The sequence below is a fragment of the Mucilaginibacter sp. Bleaf8 genome, assembly GCF_018390515.1.
Lineage (GTDB): Bacteria > Bacteroidota > Bacteroidia > Sphingobacteriales > Sphingobacteriaceae > Mucilaginibacter.
The window spans coordinates 839,410-855,556 of record NZ_JAHBBK010000001.1 but is presented as its reverse complement, the minus strand read 5'-3'; the positions used below and the strand labels follow the sequence as shown (position 1 = coordinate 855,556).

At 44.2% G+C, this 16,147-nt stretch carries 19 protein-coding genes; 10 read left to right on the top strand and 9 right to left on the bottom strand.

The window, feature by feature from the left end:
- Nucleotides 1-162 precede the first annotated feature (162 nt).
- A complete protein-coding gene (locus KHS38_RS03745) occupies nucleotides 163-1,062 on the top strand; it encodes a cation diffusion facilitator family transporter (RefSeq protein ID WP_213487172.1) in 900 nt (299 codons plus the stop codon).
- Between the two features lie 13 nt (nucleotides 1,063-1,075).
- Here KHS38_RS03745 and KHS38_RS03740 read toward each other — a convergent pair whose 3' ends face one another.
- From KHS38_RS03740 to trpS, 5 genes are all read right to left on the bottom strand, one after another.
- A complete protein-coding gene (locus KHS38_RS03740; RefSeq protein WP_213487171.1) occupies nucleotides 1,076-2,326 on the bottom strand; it encodes a M23 family metallopeptidase in 1,251 nt (416 codons plus the stop codon).
- A gap of 127 nt (nucleotides 2,327-2,453) precedes the next feature.
- The gene (locus tag KHS38_RS03735; protein WP_213487170.1) at nucleotides 2,454-3,110 is read right to left on the bottom strand and encodes a hypothetical protein; all 657 of its coding nucleotides are present in this window, start codon (nucleotides 3,108-3,110) and stop codon (nucleotides 2,454-2,456) included.
- A gap of 30 nt (nucleotides 3,111-3,140) precedes the next feature.
- The gene (gene kdsB, locus KHS38_RS03730) at nucleotides 3,141-3,869 is read right to left on the bottom strand and encodes a 3-deoxy-manno-octulosonate cytidylyltransferase (protein WP_213487169.1); all 729 of its coding nucleotides are present in this window, start codon (nucleotides 3,867-3,869) and stop codon (nucleotides 3,141-3,143) included.
- Between the two features lie 102 nt (nucleotides 3,870-3,971).
- Nucleotides 3,972-4,586, bottom strand: coding sequence for a deoxynucleoside kinase (locus tag KHS38_RS03725; protein WP_213487168.1), 615 nt, complete (start codon nucleotides 4,584-4,586; stop codon nucleotides 3,972-3,974).
- A gap of 148 nt (nucleotides 4,587-4,734) precedes the next feature.
- On the bottom strand, nucleotides 4,735-5,730 hold the full coding sequence (gene trpS / locus KHS38_RS03720) for a tryptophan--tRNA ligase (protein WP_213487167.1): 996 nt from the start codon (nucleotides 5,728-5,730) through the stop codon (nucleotides 4,735-4,737).
- Nucleotides 5,731-5,770: 40 nt separating this feature from the next.
- Here trpS and KHS38_RS03715 point away from each other — a divergent pair, with 40 nt between their 5' ends.
- The 3 genes from KHS38_RS03715 to KHS38_RS03705 are packed head-to-tail and all read left to right on the top strand — an operon-like array spanning nucleotide 5,771 to nucleotide 7,302.
- Entirely contained in the window at nucleotides 5,771-6,511 is a 741-nt protein-coding gene (locus tag KHS38_RS03715) for a lysophospholipid acyltransferase family protein (protein ID WP_213487166.1), read from the top strand.
- The gene (gene gatC, locus KHS38_RS03710; RefSeq protein WP_213487165.1) at nucleotides 6,498-6,791 is read left to right on the top strand and encodes an Asp-tRNA(Asn)/Glu-tRNA(Gln) amidotransferase subunit GatC; all 294 of its coding nucleotides are present in this window, start codon (nucleotides 6,498-6,500) and stop codon (nucleotides 6,789-6,791) included. The genes KHS38_RS03715 and gatC overlap by 14 nt, the downstream gene beginning before the upstream one ends.
- Nucleotides 6,792-6,828: 37 nt before the next feature.
- Entirely contained in the window at nucleotides 6,829-7,302 is a 474-nt protein-coding gene (locus tag KHS38_RS03705) for a DUF4920 domain-containing protein (RefSeq protein ID WP_213487164.1), read from the top strand.
- Nucleotides 7,303-7,487: 185 nt separating this feature from the next.
- On the opposite strand, the gene KHS38_RS03700 is transcribed toward KHS38_RS03705, so the two are convergent.
- Nucleotides 7,488-8,507 carry a chitinase gene (locus KHS38_RS03700; RefSeq protein ID WP_213487163.1) on the bottom strand — a complete coding sequence of 340 codons (1,020 nt, stop codon included), beginning with the start codon at nucleotides 8,505-8,507 and terminating at the stop codon, nucleotides 7,488-7,490.
- A gap of 113 nt (nucleotides 8,508-8,620) precedes the next feature.
- Here KHS38_RS03700 and KHS38_RS03695 point away from each other — a divergent pair, with 113 nt between their 5' ends.
- From KHS38_RS03695 to KHS38_RS03685, 3 genes are all read left to right on the top strand, one after another.
- Nucleotides 8,621-9,169, top strand: coding sequence for a cob(I)yrinic acid a,c-diamide adenosyltransferase (locus tag KHS38_RS03695; RefSeq protein WP_213487162.1), 549 nt, complete (start codon nucleotides 8,621-8,623; stop codon nucleotides 9,167-9,169).
- A gap of 89 nt (nucleotides 9,170-9,258) precedes the next feature.
- Nucleotides 9,259-9,480 (top strand): DUF2795 domain-containing protein, encoded by a 222-nt coding sequence (locus tag KHS38_RS03690; RefSeq protein WP_002996718.1) that lies wholly within the window; start codon nucleotides 9,259-9,261, stop codon nucleotides 9,478-9,480.
- Between the two features lie 116 nt (nucleotides 9,481-9,596).
- Nucleotides 9,597-9,758 (top strand): lmo0937 family membrane protein, encoded by a 162-nt coding sequence (locus KHS38_RS03685; protein ID WP_213487161.1) that lies wholly within the window; start codon nucleotides 9,597-9,599, stop codon nucleotides 9,756-9,758.
- 35 nt (nucleotides 9,759-9,793) lie between these two features.
- On the opposite strand, the gene KHS38_RS03680 is transcribed toward KHS38_RS03685, so the two are convergent.
- Both KHS38_RS03680 and queA read right to left on the bottom strand, forming a co-directional pair.
- Nucleotides 9,794-10,501: a 2-C-methyl-D-erythritol 4-phosphate cytidylyltransferase gene (locus tag KHS38_RS03680; protein ID WP_249665263.1), complete on the bottom strand. Its 708-nt coding sequence runs from the start codon at nucleotides 10,499-10,501 to the stop codon at nucleotides 9,794-9,796.
- Between the two features lie 110 nt (nucleotides 10,502-10,611).
- On the bottom strand, nucleotides 10,612-11,661 hold the full coding sequence (queA, locus tag KHS38_RS03675; RefSeq protein WP_213487160.1) for a tRNA preQ1(34) S-adenosylmethionine ribosyltransferase-isomerase QueA: 1,050 nt from the start codon (nucleotides 11,659-11,661) through the stop codon (nucleotides 10,612-10,614).
- Nucleotides 11,662-11,812: 151 nt separating this feature from the next.
- Between queA and KHS38_RS03670 the strand changes: the two genes are divergently transcribed.
- From KHS38_RS03670 to KHS38_RS03660, 3 genes are all read left to right on the top strand, one after another.
- The gene (locus KHS38_RS03670; RefSeq protein ID WP_213487159.1) at nucleotides 11,813-12,310 is read left to right on the top strand and encodes a DUF3347 domain-containing protein; all 498 of its coding nucleotides are present in this window, start codon (nucleotides 11,813-11,815) and stop codon (nucleotides 12,308-12,310) included.
- A 164-nt stretch (nucleotides 12,311-12,474) separates the two neighbouring features.
- Nucleotides 12,475-13,761, top strand: a complete 1,287-nt coding sequence (locus KHS38_RS03665; protein ID WP_213487158.1) for a citrate synthase — start codon at nucleotides 12,475-12,477, stop codon at nucleotides 13,759-13,761.
- A gap of 82 nt (nucleotides 13,762-13,843) precedes the next feature.
- Complete coding sequence (locus tag KHS38_RS03660) at nucleotides 13,844-14,785, top strand: glycoside hydrolase family 43 protein (protein WP_213487157.1); 942 nt, start codon at nucleotides 13,844-13,846, stop codon at nucleotides 14,783-14,785.
- Between the two features lie 195 nt (nucleotides 14,786-14,980).
- Here KHS38_RS03660 and KHS38_RS03655 read toward each other — a convergent pair whose 3' ends face one another.
- Nucleotides 14,981-16,087, bottom strand: a complete 1,107-nt coding sequence (locus tag KHS38_RS03655; RefSeq protein WP_213487156.1) for an acyltransferase family protein — start codon at nucleotides 16,085-16,087, stop codon at nucleotides 14,981-14,983.
- Nucleotides 16,088-16,147: the final 60 nt, after the last annotated feature.

The following is a 16,147-nucleotide window of genomic DNA, read 5'->3' as shown; positions in this document are numbered from 1 at the left end:
AAATAGGGAAAGCCCGCCGTGCATAACGGTGGGCTTTTTTGTTACAGGTGGCAGGCATTTTTGGAGTTGCGCATCATTTATAGCTGCAACCGTATAATAATTATGATTGCCTACCGGCAAACCTATAAGCTATAAAGCTTGTTAAGCAAGCAAATAGTATACATGCCTGCATCAAAAACACCCATCTATACGGCATTTGCCGCAAACCTGGCTATAGCCATCACCAAAATAGTTGCCGCAGTTTTTACCGGAAGTTCGGCTATGGTATCCGAAGGTATTCACTCGCTGGTGGATACCAGTAATGAGGTACTACTGCTGTTAGGAATACGTAAAAGCCAGCAGCCGGCCGATGCCCAAAGGCCGTTTGGTTATGGTAAGGAGCTGTATTTTTGGTCGTTTGTGGTATCGCTGTTGTTTTTTGCGCTGGGCGGCGGCTTTTCGGTGTATGAGGGTATTGAGCACTTAATGCACCCCGAGGAGGTTAAGAACCCCATGTGGAATTATGTAGTATTAGGCATTGCGTTTTTATTCGATGGCTTTTCGTTCATAACCGCCATCCGCGAGTTTAACCGCCAGCGGGGAAGCACACCTTTCTGGCAGGCGGTGCACCAAAGTAAAGATCCATCTACCTTTGTGGTTTTGTTTGAAGATGCAGCCGATGTGATCGGTATATTGATAGCCTTTACCGGCATCCTGTTAGGCCAATTGCTGCATAATCCTTACATTGATGGTATTGCATCCGTAATGATAGGCTTGCTGCTTACCGTGGTAGCTATTTTGCTGGTACGCGAGAGCCGCAGCCTGCTGATGGGTGAGAGCGCCGATGCCGACGAACTGAAACAGGTAACGGCCATAGCCCTACAGAACCAGCATGTAGAAAAAGTAGCCCAATGCTTATCCATGTACCTGGCACCCGAGGAAATTATTTTAGTGCTTAAAATGCATTTCAAACCAAACATTAGCAGCGAGCAGCTGGCCAGCGATATTGAACTGGTAAGAGCTGGTATACAACAGCAGTTTCCGCATTATAAACAGCTCTTTATAGAACCCGTTAGCGGGTGAAGCAGAATGAAGCTCAACGGGAAGCCGGAATCCAACCGGTATTGTCGTTGTCGTCAATCACCAGGAAATAATTCTTAAACGCTGCTTTAATGTTTACCTGATCGCCAGCTGACAGGATGGTTTTCCTTGCGGCATTGGTGGTGTCGGGCGCGTCCCATAACGGCTGTGCGCTTTTTAAAGTCAATTTACGCAGGTTGCCAGCTAAAGCTACATCACGGCTGCTAATGTAGCCCTGCGTACCGTTAGGTAAGGCAGCTTTGTACCAGCCATCCGTCGCGGCTTCAACAGTAAGTGCAGTGCTCACAGGCAGGTTTTCTCGTACTACCGCTTTTTCCGAAGCTTCTGCATAAAGTTTGCTGCGGCCTGTGGTGCGGGCGGTTGCGTTAAGTAATTGGAGCGGGGCACTGATGGGCTTCGGTGCTTTGATCTCCCGGTTTACAAACGGCAGCGGATTTATTGCACCACCATTAGCATAAATACCAAAGTGCAGGTGCGGTGGGGTAGTGCGTGCATTACCTGTGTTGCCTACCAGCCCAACCGTATCGCCGGTGTGTACGGCCTGTCCGTTCTGCACTAATTGTTTATCGAGGTGGGCATAGTACAACGTATAGTCGGCATCATTAGGGTGCAGAAATACCACCAGGCCACCCAGTTTATTTTCGGTAACATTGGTTACTATGCCATCAGCCGCAGCAAGGGCGGGCGTATGCTTGCTGGCAAAAATATCAACACCTTCATGCCGGCGTGCGCCCTCATCCCGGCCATCACCCCAAAAGCTGCCTATGTTAGGTTTACCTGTTGATGATACGGGGAAGTTGAGCGATGGGCCTGCCGTGATAGTAAGCGTATATTCGCCACCCCGTAATAACTCGGGCTGCAGGCGTAATATATACCTTCCGGTTTGCTTCACTTCATATTCTATACCTGTACCTGTGGTATCTACCGAAGCTATAAGCTTTCGTTCAGTCGCGCTCAACTCCTGCAATAAATCTATATAGATATCAAAAGCAACCTGCGGTCGTTTTAAAACAGCGATGTGCAGCTTTTGCCCGCGTTGTGCATCGAAGCGCAGGGCGGTGGCCTGTGTTTTTTCTGCAGCAAAATAGCCGGTTTCTTTATAGGGGATGTTAATGCTTAACGCCCGGTTGATGCTGGCATTGCTGCTTTGCAGCCAGGCGCCACCCATAGCAGTACGGTCAAGCCCGGCATCTTTTAGGCGTTGGGCATAAGCATCATGCGGCGAAAGCTTTTTAAAGAGCGACATCGGGCCGTTTTTGCTACAAGCACTTACAAGCATGCAGCAAACGGCAAGTAGGTATGTATAGGGTAGTGTATATCGGTGTTTCATCATCAGTTTACTTAACACATAACTGATGATGAAACAGATGGTTTTAGTTGCCTTCTGTAACCGGCTCCACGGCTGGTTCGGCCGGTTCGGTAACTTTAGGTTTGGGAGCTTCGCCAGTATTATAGTAATGAACTATATCTTTGAGTAAATCAAAGCTAAAACTGTCCGCACTCTCATATAGCTTTAATACTTCCGGTTTGTCGGCAATCATGGCTTCAAAATCCGATTTCCGGTCTTTCTTGCTTCTAAAGTTAATTAGTTGATTGGTTTTTATTTTTAAAACCGGACCATCACCTTTTTGCATATACCAAAAAGTTACATTACTGCTATACGGCGTAAACATACCACCGGCAGGGTTGAATGAGCTCATAACCTGTTTAGATGCCTGTTCATAAATAGAGATGTTACCATCTTCAATTACACTAACAAATCGTGGATCTTTCTTACCCGGCAATACTACCGATCGATAAGGATATTTGTCTTTTTGCCGATAATACTGCTTTATGGTTGTCGGGCTTTCTTCCTGATACTCTTTCATCGTATCAGTTTTGAACCGGATATTGGAGCTTAATGTTACATACCGTACTTTACACTTGATAGTATCACCGCTATTGGTGATGATGTAACCAGTTTTTTGTGCATGTGCGTTAAAGGCTATTGCACTCAAAAACAGCAGTGCGATAGTTTTAAGTTTAAGCATGTGTGATAGGTTTAAGTCCTGTTTAATAAATTATTGTGGTAATTTTTGTAAATCCTCAGGCGTATCCACCGCTTGGGTTTCCAGCTCTGTTTCGGCTAATTTGATACGGTAGCCGTTCTCAATCCAACGTAGCTGCTCCAGGCTTTCGGCTTTTTCGAGCGATGATATGGGCAGGCGGGTTACGTGCTGCAAGACATCGGCCCTGAAACCATAAATACCAATGTGCTTAAAATAATTGAAATGCGACAGCCATTGCTCCGGCTCCCGCCCGCGGATGTGAGGTATGGCCGAACGCGAGAAGTAGATGGCTTCACCCAGTTTATTGATAATTACTTTGGGCGAGTTGGCGTTGTGCAAATCGTCAGGCTGAGTGATTTTTTTGATGAGCGTGGCTATTTCAACATCTTTACTGGTAAAGCAGGCGGCTACTTTGCTTATCTGTACGGGGTCAATATAGGGTTCATCGCCTTGTATATTGATCACCACATCATATTCGGGGTGATTGGCGGCTACTTCAGCGCAACGGTCTGTACCGCTTTGATGGTCGGCCGAGGTCATTACGGCTTTGCCGCCAAAGCTGTGGATGTGGTTCAGTATGCGCTCATCATCGGTGGCAACAATTACTTCATCCAGACTGGGGCATTTTACGCATTGTTCATATACGCGCTGTATCATTACCTTGCCGGTAATATCCACCAATGGCTTACCCGGAAAGCGGGTAGAAGCGTAGCGAGCAGGTATAATGCCAAGAATCTTCATGTGAGTTGTGGGGTTTTGTTGTGAGTTGTCAGTTGCAAGTTGTCAGAGTGATCCTTATCAAATACTATATACTGACAACTCACAACCTATAACTCACAACCATTAAAACAGGCCGTGTATTTCGGCTTCAATCAGGTTAATGATAGAACCTAAATCTTCGCTGTTGTTGGCGAAGTCGAGGTTATCCATATCTACAATTAGCAGTTTGCCAAGCTTATAGTTGGCAATCCAGTTTTCGTATTTCTCGTTAAGTTTTGATAGGTAATCCAACCGGATACCGATTTCATATTCCCGTCCGCGGCGATGAATGTTATTTACCAGTTTCGGAATGGAGGCCTTTAAATAAACCAGCAGATCGGGCGGTTTAATGAAAGAGGTGATGTTTTCAAAAATCGACTGGTAATTTTCATAATCGCGTGAGTCCATCAGATCCATATCGTGCAGGTTTTCGGCAAATATGTAGGCATCCTCATAAATGGTACGATCCTGTATAACGTCTTTCCCGCTGTTCTGTATATCGGTAATCTGCCTGAAACGACTATTTAAGAAGTATATTTGCAGGTTAAAGCTCCAGCGCTTCATGTCGCCGTAAAAATCCTCCAGATAGGGGTTATTATCAACCGCTTCATATTGCGGTTCCCATCCGTAATTTTTAGCTAATAAACCTGTTAAGGTAGTTTTACCAGCTCCTATATTTCCAACAATTGCAATATGCATGGGCCCTCCTAAACGGCGTAGCCCTCATGAGCGCCGCCTTGTTAATTTTATTGCGAATAATCCTCACCGGTTGAGAGGAATTCTTAATGTACTAATATATAATTGTTTTACTTAAAGCCCTCCCTACCTATGAAGGTTTGGGTAGAGCTTAGAAATTCCGGAAACCGATAATCTCCCGAACCTCCCGGATCGTTTTTGAAGCACTTTCCCGTGCTTTGGCAGCACCTAAACGGGCAACCTTGCGCAAATAATCCTGATCATTGGCTATATCGTTGATGCGCTCGCGGATTGGTGCAGTAGCCAGAACCATGTCTTCCGCCAGTTGCTTTTTCAGGTCGCCGTAGCGTATCTGGCATTTGTTGTACAGGTCGTCAAAGTGCTGAAGCGTATCTGGCGTTGATACGACTTTCATCAGGTCGAACAGGTTTTGTACTTCCGAAGGCTTTTCCTGGTTCTCTGTTGTCGGGCCGCCGTCTGTAACCGCTTTCATTACCTTTTTACGGATCACCTCCGGCGAGTCTGACAGGTAAACGGCGTTGTTTTCACCTTCAGATTTTCCCATTTTACCCTTACCGTCCAGGCCGGGAATTTTCACCAGGTTACTGCCGTAGCTAAAAGCATAAGGCTCCGGGAAATAATCGTTATTGTACAGGCGGTTAAAACGGTTGCCAAAAGTACGGGCCATTTCCAGGTGTTGTTCCTGATCTTTACCTACAGGTACTTTGGTAGCTTTATGGATGATAATATCGGCTGCCATCAGCACCGGGTAGGTAAGCAAGCCGGCATTAACGTTATCGGGGTTGGCGCGCACTTTATCTTTAAAAGAGGTGGCACGTTCCAGTTCGCCCAGGTAAGCGTTCATGTTCAGGTACAGATATAACTCTGCTACTTCCGGAACGTCTGATTGAATATATATGGTAGCGCGCTCCGGATCAATGCCTGCTGCCAGATACTCCACCAGCACCTGTTTTACATTGCCGTGTAAATCAGCAGGAGTAGGGTGGGTAGTGAGCGAGTGCAGGTCGGCAATAAAAAAATAGCAATTGTATTCATGCTGCATTTTTATAAAATTTTGGATAGCACCATAATAGTTACCCAAATGCAGTTTTCCGGTCGAACGAATACCACTAACAACAGTTTCCATAATGGCGCGAAAGTACGGAATTTTTATATTTTTGGAGCCGATGAAAAAACTATTGAAGAAAGTGCACAGTCATTTTTACCGCTACAGCGTGGCTGTTTTCTTCTTTTTATTTTACCCGTTCCTGTACTACTTTTCGCGTAAGCCCGGGCGGTATGCCCGTATGAACGTGTTCAGGCGCATTTGTGCCTTTTGCAGTTCATCTCTATCCGGTATATTTTACCGGTTCAAATACGAGCAACCTATTGATTGGAAGCGTACTTATATCATCTGTCCCAATCACACCTCCAACCTGGATATATCGGCCATGAGCCTGATGGTTAAAAATAATTTCTGCTTCATTGGTAAAGATGAACTGCTGAAAAATCCGGTAACCAAGCTGTTTTTCCAGACCATTGATATACCTGTAAACCGCGATAGCAAAATGTCATCCTTCCGGGCCTTCAAAAGTGCGGCTGAACGTTTGCAGCAAGGAATGAGCATGATAATTTTTCCGGAAGGCAAAATTCCGGATGATTATCCACCCAAACTTTACGAATTTAAAAACGGGCCGTTTCGTTTGGCCATTGAGCATAAGGTGCCTATTATTCCGGTAAGTTCGCTGAATACCTGGCAGGTATTATGGGATACGGGGCTGGAACTTGGCAGCCGTCCGGGTGTTTGTGATATATTTGTACATGCGCCCATCGAAACGGCGCACTTAACGATTGATGATGCCGATGCCCTGCGCGATCAGGTGTATGAATTAATTAACCAAAAACTGGAAAGCTATGCAAATAGATAAGGATACTGTAAATAAGATAGCCCACCTGGCCCGCCTCGATGTAACCGAGCAGGAAAGCCAGGAACTGATACAAGACATGAGCCGTATACTCGACTTTATGGCCAAGCTAAACGAGGTAGATACCAGTAACGTAGAGCCTTTAGTTTACATGACCAACGAGGTGAACGTATTGCGGGAGGATATAGTGAAGCATGAAGTTACCCACCAGGAAGGTTTACAAAATGCACCTGAGCACGATGGGCAGCACTTTTTAGTAGCTAAGGTGATTGATAAGAAGTAAGATTTATTTATCTTCAAATTACATAAAAACCTTCACCATGAAAAAAGTACTTTTCATTGCAGCCCTTTTTTGTAGCACCGCAACCTTTGCACAGCAAAGCACAATTACACCCGCTGCCCCCGGCGTAACTTATGGTAAAACGGTTACGGCCGACAAAGCCATTACTTTAACTAGCTTAAATAAAACGCTGAGCACCGATTCGGTTTACCAGGGCAAGGTATCCGGCGAAGTGGTGGAGGTATGCAAAAAGAAAGGTTGTTTTATGAAACTAAAACAAGCCGACGGCAACCATGTGATGGTTCGCTTCACTGATTATGCTTTTTTTATGCCGCAAAACATTGTAGGCAAAAAGGTAGTGGTTGAAGGTAAAGCTAAATCCACCGAAACCAGTGTTGAGCGCCTGCGCCATTATGCTGCCGATGCAGGCAAGACTGACAAAGAAATTGCCAAAATAACCCAGCCTAAAAAAGATATACAGATCATGGCCGATGGGGTGCTGGTAATGGAGTAGAGCCCATTCAACCCTCCCCGATAGGAAGGGCTTTAATTTACAGGTTCAATAAAACTAAAAATGTCATTTCGAACGATAGTGAGAAATCTTAGACGAAGCATAATCGCTTGCATAGGATCTCTCACTATCGTTCAAGATGACATTTTTATAAAGCCCTCCCTGCCGGGGAGGATTGGAAGGGGCTACTATTCATTCACCCCATACAGGTACGGTTGCATTTTGCCGCAGCTGCAGGCGCAGTTATCGTCTTTAATGCCCAGTTGGGCTAAAAAGTGCTGGTAATAACCAATTCGGTCTTTCATGTTATACATGTCTTCGCCTTTGTTGCATTCCACCTCGCCGTTAACAATGTTGATCGTCATACCGAAGCCGGGTGTGCGGCCTTTGGCTTTATCGCTGGCTTTGGGTTGCCACTTACCAATCATTACATCGTGTGCCGATGGTTTGTGGGTTTGCGGCATCATCCAAAAGTAAATAGCGGTTTCAAAAGCAATTACCGGGTCGGTTTCTACCAGGTCAGGATTGTTCAGCAGTATCTTGTCATCACCCAAAATACAATCCGAAGCATAACCATAGTTGCCGTTATAACTTAATTGCATTGGTCCACGGCCATAATATTTTTTGCCGGCAACCGGTGGGTATTCGTCACTTTCGCCTATGTACGGTGCCGAGGTGTTGTTCTCGTGAATCAGCATCAGGCCGTCGTCATACTTTTCGTTTTCGCCGTGGCGGGTTTCATGGGCAATGTGAGCAAAAAAGGCTGCCAGCTCTTTTTTGTTGGCAAGCACATCTTTTTCGGAGCAGAAGTTGCCAAAATCAACCACAAAAGTGCTGTCTGGTTTTTGCTTAGCCCATTCTTCATTCCAATCCACATCTTGCCGCACAATGGCCGTTTTACCGGTCAACTTATTCGTGCGCACAATCTGGTACACGGATACTGCCCTCCGGGTTATCTTAACCTGGATGTTGCTGAGTTGCTTAATGGCTTTAATAAATGCCTGATAGCTGTAAAAAGCGTTATGCTGCGGAAATAGTTCGTTATATTGCTTCTCCGTAAGCAGGTCGGCTGCAGTTTTTTTTACAGGAACTGTAATTTTAGCATGGGGTTTGCCAGTATTGCCGTTGCCGCAGCTAAAACTAAGCAGTGATAAGCTTAACGCGCCTACGGCTAAGAGTTTTATAGGGGAGCTGATGATCTTTATCATATAAGCAGAAGTATAGCGGATATTTAAATATGCCATATAATATGGAACGGTAAAATTTAAAATTTATTAATGGTGTACCAAAACATTCTAAAAATTGTTTACTTGCAATCCTAATGAAAATTTATACCAAAACCGGCGACCAAGGCTTAACCTCATTGATAGGAGGCAGCAGGGTGCCTAAATATCATCTCCGGATTGAGAGCTATGGTACGGTAGATGAACTGAATGCACACATTGGCTTAATTGCCGATCAGGATATACAACCAGTTTACAAAGACGTACTGAAACAAATTCAGAACCGTTTGTTTACGATAGGTGCTATGCTGGCTGCTGAGCCGGATAAATCAAAGATAATAATCCCGGATATAACCGAAGGGGATATTACCTTATTGGAAGAGCAAATGGATGTAATGAATACAACTTTGCCCGAACTAAAACATTTTATATTGCCCGGTGGTAGTACTGCTATATCATTTTGCCATGTGGCCAGATGCGTATGCCGCCGTGCCGAGCGCCTGGTGGTACAGCTGGCCCAGGAAAGCGATGTAGATGAAAAAGTAATCATTTACCTGAACAGATTGAGCGATTACCTGTTTGTGTTAGCACGTAAAGTAGCGCACGATCAGCAGATAGCCGAAAACAAATGGATTTCGCGCATTTAAAAATGTGAAAAAAAAATTTGATAAATCATTTGTAAATATTATACTTTTGCGAAAAATAGATATTAACCCAAACTATTAAATTATAACGTATGTACTGGACTCTTGAACTGGCGTCTCATCTTGAAGATGCACCATGGCCTGCTACCAAAGATGAATTGATTGACTATGCTATCCGTTCGGGCGCTCCTGTTGAGGTTATTGAGAACCTGCAAGCGCTGGAGGATGATGGTGAGCCTTATGAAAATATTGAAGAAATATGGCCAGACTATCCTACCAAGGATGACTTTTTCTTTAACGAAGACGAGTATTAAAATGATATAAAACCTGCATAAGCAGGTTTTTTTTATTTATAGCCAACACTTTTTGATGTTTTGGGTTTACTTAGATAATAAAACATTTATCTACTTTAACTTTAAAAAACAATCTTATGAGAGGCTTATTGTATCTTGTCGCAGTAGTATTAGTAATATTATGGGTAGTTGGATTCCTGTTCCATGGCTTAGGTTCATTTGGCGATGGCGGTATTATCCACGTTTTACTTGTTATTGCAATTATTGCTATCCTGTTGGGTGTTATCCGCAGGGCATAACTTATACAAACTGATCAATAGTTTAAGCCGCCTGTTTACAGGCGGCTTTTTTTATGCAGTAACAGTTCGGCCAGTGCTATATCTTCCGGGAAGGTAATTTTAAAGTTTTGATGGCTGCCCTCCACAATTTGAATGCTGTGTCCGGCTTTTTCGGCTACGCTGGCATCATCTGTAAAGCTATCCTGGTAGGGCAGTGCATATGCTTGCTTAAGTAAATTGGCTTTGAACGTTTGCGGTGTTTGTACCAGGTAAATCTCGTCGCGTATTAAACTTTCAGATCTGCTGCCGGTAACACGCCTTACCGAGTCGCGGCTCTTTACAGCAACCACAACAGCTCCTGTTACGGCGGCTGCTTGATATGCTTCATCAATTACAGCGCCGCTTACCAAAGGGCGTACAGCATCATGTACAGCCACTAGTGCGGTATCAGGTACCAGCGCCAGGCCATTTTTTACCGAATGAAACCGGGTTTGGCCGCCGCTAACCAATTTATGTGGTATGTTAAAGTTATGCTCTTGGCAAAGGCTTTTCCAGTAATCGTGGTAACTGTCGGGTAATACCACAATCAGCTCCGTGCTATTACTGCTGTTATAAAAAGCCTCCAGCGTGTACGTAAGCACAGGTTTGCCATTCAGCAACAAAAACTGCTTGGGTACTGCGCTTTGCATACGGGTACCCGAGCCTCCGGCTACAATAATGGCATAGTAGGATTTAGGCTGTGAAGTTGTGTCGATAGTATTCAAAATTATAAAAAATGGATCGTTCCAAATATCAGGAAAAAGTTACGGCAATAAAAAACGCCGGGAGTAACTACCCCGGCGTTTTTTATTGTGTATGGCAAGAAGCTGCTTACTTAGATAAGCAACATAGCATCACCGTAGCTGTAGAAACGGTATTTTTCTTTCACGGCAACTTCGTAAGCATTCATCACGTGCTCGTAACCACCAAAAGCACAAATCATCATCAGCAGGGTTGATTCTGGCGTGTGGAAGTTGGTGATCATGGAGTTGGCTATGCTGAAATCGTACGGTGGGAAGATGAACTTGCTGGTCCAGTCGTTAGCCGATTTTAAGGTTTTATTGGCCGATACAGCCGACTCGATAGTACGCATTGATGTAGTACCTACGGCGCAAACGCGGCGTTTGTTCTCAATAGCGCGGTTCACGATATCCGCTTGCCTTTGTTCGATAATGAATTGCTCTGAATCCATTTTGTGCTTGGTCAAATCTTCTACTTCAACCTGGCGGAAGGTACCTAAACCAACGTGCAGGGTAACCTCAGCAAATTCAACACCTTTAAGCTCCAGGCGTTTCATCAGCTCGCGGCTAAAGTGTAAACCTGCGGTTGGGGCAGCTACCGCACCTTCGTTTTTAGCGAAGATAGTTTGGTAACGCTCTTTATCTTCGGCAGTTGCCTTACGTTTGATGTACTTAGGCAGCGGGGTTTCGCCCAAAATTTCCACGTTACGACGGAATTCCTCATCGGTGCCATCAAACAGGAAACGGATAGTACGGCCGCGAGAAGTAGTATTGTCAACCACCTCAGCTACCAGTAAATCGTCGTCGCCAAAGTATAATTTGTTACCCACGCGGATTTTACGGGCCGGATCAACCAGTACGTCCCACAGGCGCAGTTCTTTATTTAATTCACGTAATAAGAAAACCTCGATGGTAGCACCGGTTTTTTCCTTGTTGCCGTACATACGGGCCGGAAATACTTTGGTGTTGTTCAGGATCATTACATCCTTGTCGTCAAAATAGTCCAAAACATCCTTAAATATCTTGTGCTCAATTTTTCCGGAGTCGCGGTGCAATACCATTAAGCGCGATTCGTCACGGGTAGGTGATGGCGTGTGTGCAACAAGTGAATCGGGCAAATTGAATTTAAATTGAGATAATTTCATGTTTTGTTAAAATAAAATTTCAGGGCGCAAATATACGGAAAATTTAGTTAAATTAAACGCGTGGAGAGGTGATTTGTGTGCAGTAAATTGCAATCGATATTTTTTTCTTTAATTTGCCGCCGTAAACAGACCAAGTAAACCCGTTCCGTTCATGAAAAAAATATTTGCAATTGGCTTATTGGCAGCTATAGCTGGCTTTGCAGCTTGCCAAAACCACAACCAGGCCAAAACTGCGGTTGCATCCACCTCATTGCATGTAACCGATACAGCAAAAGCTTACCAGCAGTACCTAAACCTGAAAGATAATTTGGTGAAAACCGATGGCAAGGCCGCCCAGGAATCGGCAAAGCAATTGGTTGAGCCGTTATCGAAAATAAACGGTTGCAGCGATGCTGCCCAGATGGCCGGGCAAATTGCCGCTACTGCAGATGTTAAAAAGCAACGCGCCGTTTTCATGACCTTGAGCCAGGATATGATTCCGTTGGTAAAAGGTATCAAAAGTAATAAAGCACCTGTTTATGTGCAGTATTGCCCTATGGCCGGTGGGGGTAAGGGAGGCTACTGGTTATCGGCACAAAAAGAGGTAAAAAATCCGTATTACGGGGATGATATGCTGGAGTGTGGCGAAGTAAAAGAAGAAATTAAGTAATTGAACCGTAATATTATTTAGCAAATCAACAAAGCTGCACCATCTGCAAACAAATAGGCGCAGTAACTATTAATGAATGATAAACTTCATGTTATAAAAACAATCCCGGCAAATGATTAATGGCAGATTTAATTACATTTGTTGCGGATACAACTATTATTTCTATGTCTGAAACAGCACAATTAAAAATCGGGGATAAAACGTATGATCTACCTGTTATAGAGGGTACAGAAAACGAAAAAGCAATTGATATATCAAAACTGCGCGACCTAACCGGCTACATTACGCTGGATGTTGGTTATAAAAACACTGGTGCTACCAAAAGTGCCATCACGTTTTTGGACGGCGAGCAGGGTATATTGAAATATCGCGGTTACCCGATTGAGCAGCTGGCAGAAAATTCAACCTTTATTGAAGTAGCCTACTTACTGATTTACGGTGAGTTGCCTACTGCCGATCAGCTGAAAGATTTTGAATATCAGATTAGCCGCCACACGTTGGTGCACGAGGATATGAAAAAGTTTTTTGACGGCTTTCCGTCAAAATCACACCCAATGGGTCAGCTTTCATCTTTAATTGGTGCGCTGGCTGCTTTCAACCCTGAGTCGTTAGAACCGGGATTGAGCACCGAGATCATCAACCTGGAGATTGTGAAGCTGATTGCTAAAATGAGCACCATCGTATCCTGGATCTACAAAAAATCATTAGGCCACCGCGTTAACTACCCACAAAATAAACACGACTACGTTACCAACTTCCTGTACATGACCTTTAGCCAGGTTACCGAGGAGTACGAAATTGATCCTGTTGTAGTAAGCGCTATGAACAAGCTACTGATTTTACACGCCGATCATGAGCAAAACTGCTCAACCTCAACTGTACGTATCGTAGGTTCATCGGATGCCAATATTTACGCTTCAATTTCGGCAGGTATTTCGGCACTGTGGGGCCCGCTGCATGGTGGTGCTAACCAGGCTGTGATCGAGATGCTTGAAAAAATTAAAGCAGATGGTGGCGATACGGATAAATGGATTGCCAAAGCAAAAGATAAAAACGATCCGTTCCGTTTAATGGGCTTCGGTCACCGTGTATATAAAAACTTTGATCCTCGTGCAAAAATCATCAAAAAAGCTTGTGATGATATTCTGGATAAATTAGGGGTGAATGATGAAGTACTGGAGATTGCCAAACGCCTGGAAGAGGTTGCCCTGAAAGATCCTTACTTTGTAGAGCGCAAACTTTATCCTAACGTTGACTTTTACTCAGGTATTATTTACCGCGCATTAGGTTTCCCAACCGAAATGTTCACCGTGTTGTTTGCCCTGGGCCGTTTACCTGGATGGATTGCACAGTGGAAAGAAATGAAAGAAAACAAAGAACCTATCGGTCGTCCGCGTCAAATTTATGTAGGCGCTACCAGCCGTGATTATACCCAGCTGGGCGATAGATAAGATTCTTGATAAATATTAACCAAGGGGCTGGCGCCATTGCATGTCAGCCCCTTCTTTTTGCACCGATACCTTAATTAACTCAATGAAACGCATATTTTTCTTTTTGCTGTTATTAGCAGCAACCCAAACTTTTGCTCAGCAAAACCCTGTGCTAACCGGCTGGTACGCCGACCCGGAGGGGATTAAATACGGTAATACGTATTGGATATTCCCAACTTACTCTGCCCGGTACGAGGATCAGATATTTATGGATGCCTTTTCGTCTACCGATCTGGTGAACTGGAAAAAACATCCACGTATTATTGACACCAGTGCAGTTAAGTGGGCTAAAAAAGCCATGTGGGCCCCTGCTGTTTTGCAAAAAGGTAAAAGGTTTTACCTTTTCTTTGGAGCTAATGATATTCATCCCGGCGAAGTAGGAGGTATAGGTGTAGCCGTGGCCAAAAAGCCGGAAGGCCCTTATAAAGATTTATTAGGTCATCCGCTTATTGACACCATTGTAAACGGCGCACAGCCGATTGACCAATATGTGTTTAAAGATAAAGACGGCTCGTACTATATGTATTACGGTGGCTGGGGCCATTGCAATGTGGTAAAGCTTAAATCTGACTTTAGCGGCATTGAACCTATGCCTGATGGTACCCTGTACAAAGAAATTACACCGAAAAATTATGTAGAAGGACCATACATGTTCAGACGCGGTAATAAATATTACTTCATGTGGTCTGAAGGCGGTTGGACCGGCCCTGATTATAAAGTGGCTTATGCCATGGCCGATTCACCGATGGGGCCGTTCACCCGCCTGTCTACGGTGCTGGAGCAAGATCCAAAGGTTGCTACCGGCGCTGGTCACCACTCGGTTATACATTCCAAAAAGGACGATAAATATTATATTGTATATCATCGCCGCCCGTTAGATCAAAAAGGTGCTAATAGCCGTGTGGTATGTTTGGACGAAATGTTTTTTGACAAAGAAGGTCATATTCTGCCGGTTAAAATGACTTTCAGCTGGAAGGCAAAGTAACTAATGTCAACATAGAAATATCATAACAAGAAAGCCCGGATCGCAAATCCGGGCTTTCTTGTTATAGCTCTTTATCTAAAAAGTTGGTGAAGATATCCAGTCGACAAACCGGGGATTATCTAATTGCAAGTGAAATTACAAAGCCGGCTGTATAAGATAAATTGTTTAAAATAATCACTTACTGATGCCCCCAATCTAAGCCAGCTTTTTCCGCAACCACTTGCGAACCGGCTCATCGTACCATTTTAAAGTGGCATAAGCCAAAAGGATTGTACCTGCTAAAATGATTAAAGCATAGGGCCATACCTGCGCAATGGTTATGCCTTTATGATTGCTGATCCAGGCAACGTAAAAATACACCAGCGGGTAATGTACCAGGTAAAGCGGGTAGGATATATCACCTAAAAATTTGCATATCTTGTTCTCTGTATGCGTTTGTATTACGCCGCTGGCACCAACGTAAATAATAAGCGGAAAAAGGATGATAATGCAAACAGATTCATAGATGCCGTTCATCCAAATATGTTCAGCGCCACCAATGCGGGGCATATAAAGTAAGATGGCTACTAACAAGCTGCACCATAAAAAAGCGTTCTTAATTTTCGTGGGTTTGGCTAGACGTGAAAGTAACAGCCCTGCAAAAAAAGGATACATGGTTCGGGTTAGCCCAATGCGTACTTGTGCCACATTCAATGTCCAGCCGCCGCTAACATCGCCGTTAGTAATGGCCAGGTGTGTCAGTGCAATAGCAGCAATGCCAACCAGAATACTTAATGCCGTTTTGGAGAACTTTCTAATCCAGATAGCATATAGAATATTGGCAATGTATTCAAAGAACAATGACCACCCTACGCTATTCAAGGGGTGCATCTCTTCCCAGCCCCGTATATCAAGCGATAAAGGCACTGGAAGAATTGTATAACCAATTAGCATTACCAATAGCATCTTCCAAACCGGAACGGTATGTATGAGCGGCCATAGCGTAGAATCCGTAAAGTAAAATCCGATAGCCCCGAGGGTCATCCCCAAAATCACCATGGGCAGAAGGCGTTCGATACGGCGTTTGAAAAAACTGCCAATGGTCATTTTACGCCAGCGGTCGTCATAAGCGTAGCCGATTACAAAACCTGATAACAGAAAGAAAAAGTCGACAGCCAGGTAACCATGGTTAACAAGCTTATCTAAATTACTGGTAGATAACGGCTCGCCCAGGTGAAACGTAACAACAATAATGGCGGCGACTCCCCGAAGGCCGTCTAATATCGGATAGTGTGGCTTGGTACCCAGTTCATTATTGGTCATATAAGTATGAATATATACAAACTATGAATTAAAACTGACGCAAATGTAAAGTGAATGTAT

Coding starts and splice junctions, on each gene's coding strand:
- KHS38_RS03695 (WP_213487162.1), top strand. CDS start 8,621: ATGAAAATTTATACCAAAACCGGCGACCAAGGCTTAACCTCATTGATA.
- KHS38_RS03660 (WP_213487157.1), top strand. CDS start 13,844: ATGAAACGCATATTTTTCTTTTTGCTGTTATTAGCAGCAACCCAAACT.
- queA (WP_213487160.1), bottom strand. CDS start 11,661: ATGAAATTATCTCAATTTAAATTCAATTTGCCCGATTCACTTGTTGCA.
- KHS38_RS03745 (WP_213487172.1), top strand. CDS start 163: ATGCCTGCATCAAAAACACCCATCTATACGGCATTTGCCGCAAACCTG.
- KHS38_RS03690 (WP_002996718.1), top strand. CDS start 9,259: ATGTACTGGACTCTTGAACTGGCGTCTCATCTTGAAGATGCACCATGG.
- KHS38_RS03725 (WP_213487168.1), bottom strand. CDS start 4,586: ATGCATATTGCAATTGTTGGAAATATAGGAGCTGGTAAAACTACCTTA.
- KHS38_RS03670 (WP_213487159.1), top strand. CDS start 11,813: ATGAAAAAAATATTTGCAATTGGCTTATTGGCAGCTATAGCTGGCTTT.
- KHS38_RS03685 (WP_213487161.1), top strand. CDS start 9,597: ATGAGAGGCTTATTGTATCTTGTCGCAGTAGTATTAGTAATATTATGG.
- KHS38_RS03740 (WP_213487171.1), bottom strand. CDS start 2,326: ATGTCGCTCTTTAAAAAGCTTTCGCCGCATGATGCTTATGCCCAACGC.
- gatC (WP_213487165.1), top strand. CDS start 6,498: ATGCAAATAGATAAGGATACTGTAAATAAGATAGCCCACCTGGCCCGC.
- KHS38_RS03700 (WP_213487163.1), bottom strand. CDS start 8,507: ATGATAAAGATCATCAGCTCCCCTATAAAACTCTTAGCCGTAGGCGCG.
- KHS38_RS03715 (WP_213487166.1), top strand. CDS start 5,771: ATGAAAAAACTATTGAAGAAAGTGCACAGTCATTTTTACCGCTACAGC.
- kdsB (WP_213487169.1), bottom strand. CDS start 3,869: ATGAAGATTCTTGGCATTATACCTGCTCGCTACGCTTCTACCCGCTTT.
- KHS38_RS03655 (WP_213487156.1), bottom strand. CDS start 16,087: ATGACCAATAATGAACTGGGTACCAAGCCACACTATCCGATATTAGAC.
- KHS38_RS03705 (WP_213487164.1), top strand. CDS start 6,829: ATGAAAAAAGTACTTTTCATTGCAGCCCTTTTTTGTAGCACCGCAACC.
- KHS38_RS03665 (WP_213487158.1), top strand. CDS start 12,475: ATGTCTGAAACAGCACAATTAAAAATCGGGGATAAAACGTATGATCTA.
- KHS38_RS03735 (WP_213487170.1), bottom strand. CDS start 3,110: ATGCTTAAACTTAAAACTATCGCACTGCTGTTTTTGAGTGCAATAGCC.
- trpS (WP_213487167.1), bottom strand. CDS start 5,730: ATGGAAACTGTTGTTAGTGGTATTCGTTCGACCGGAAAACTGCATTTG.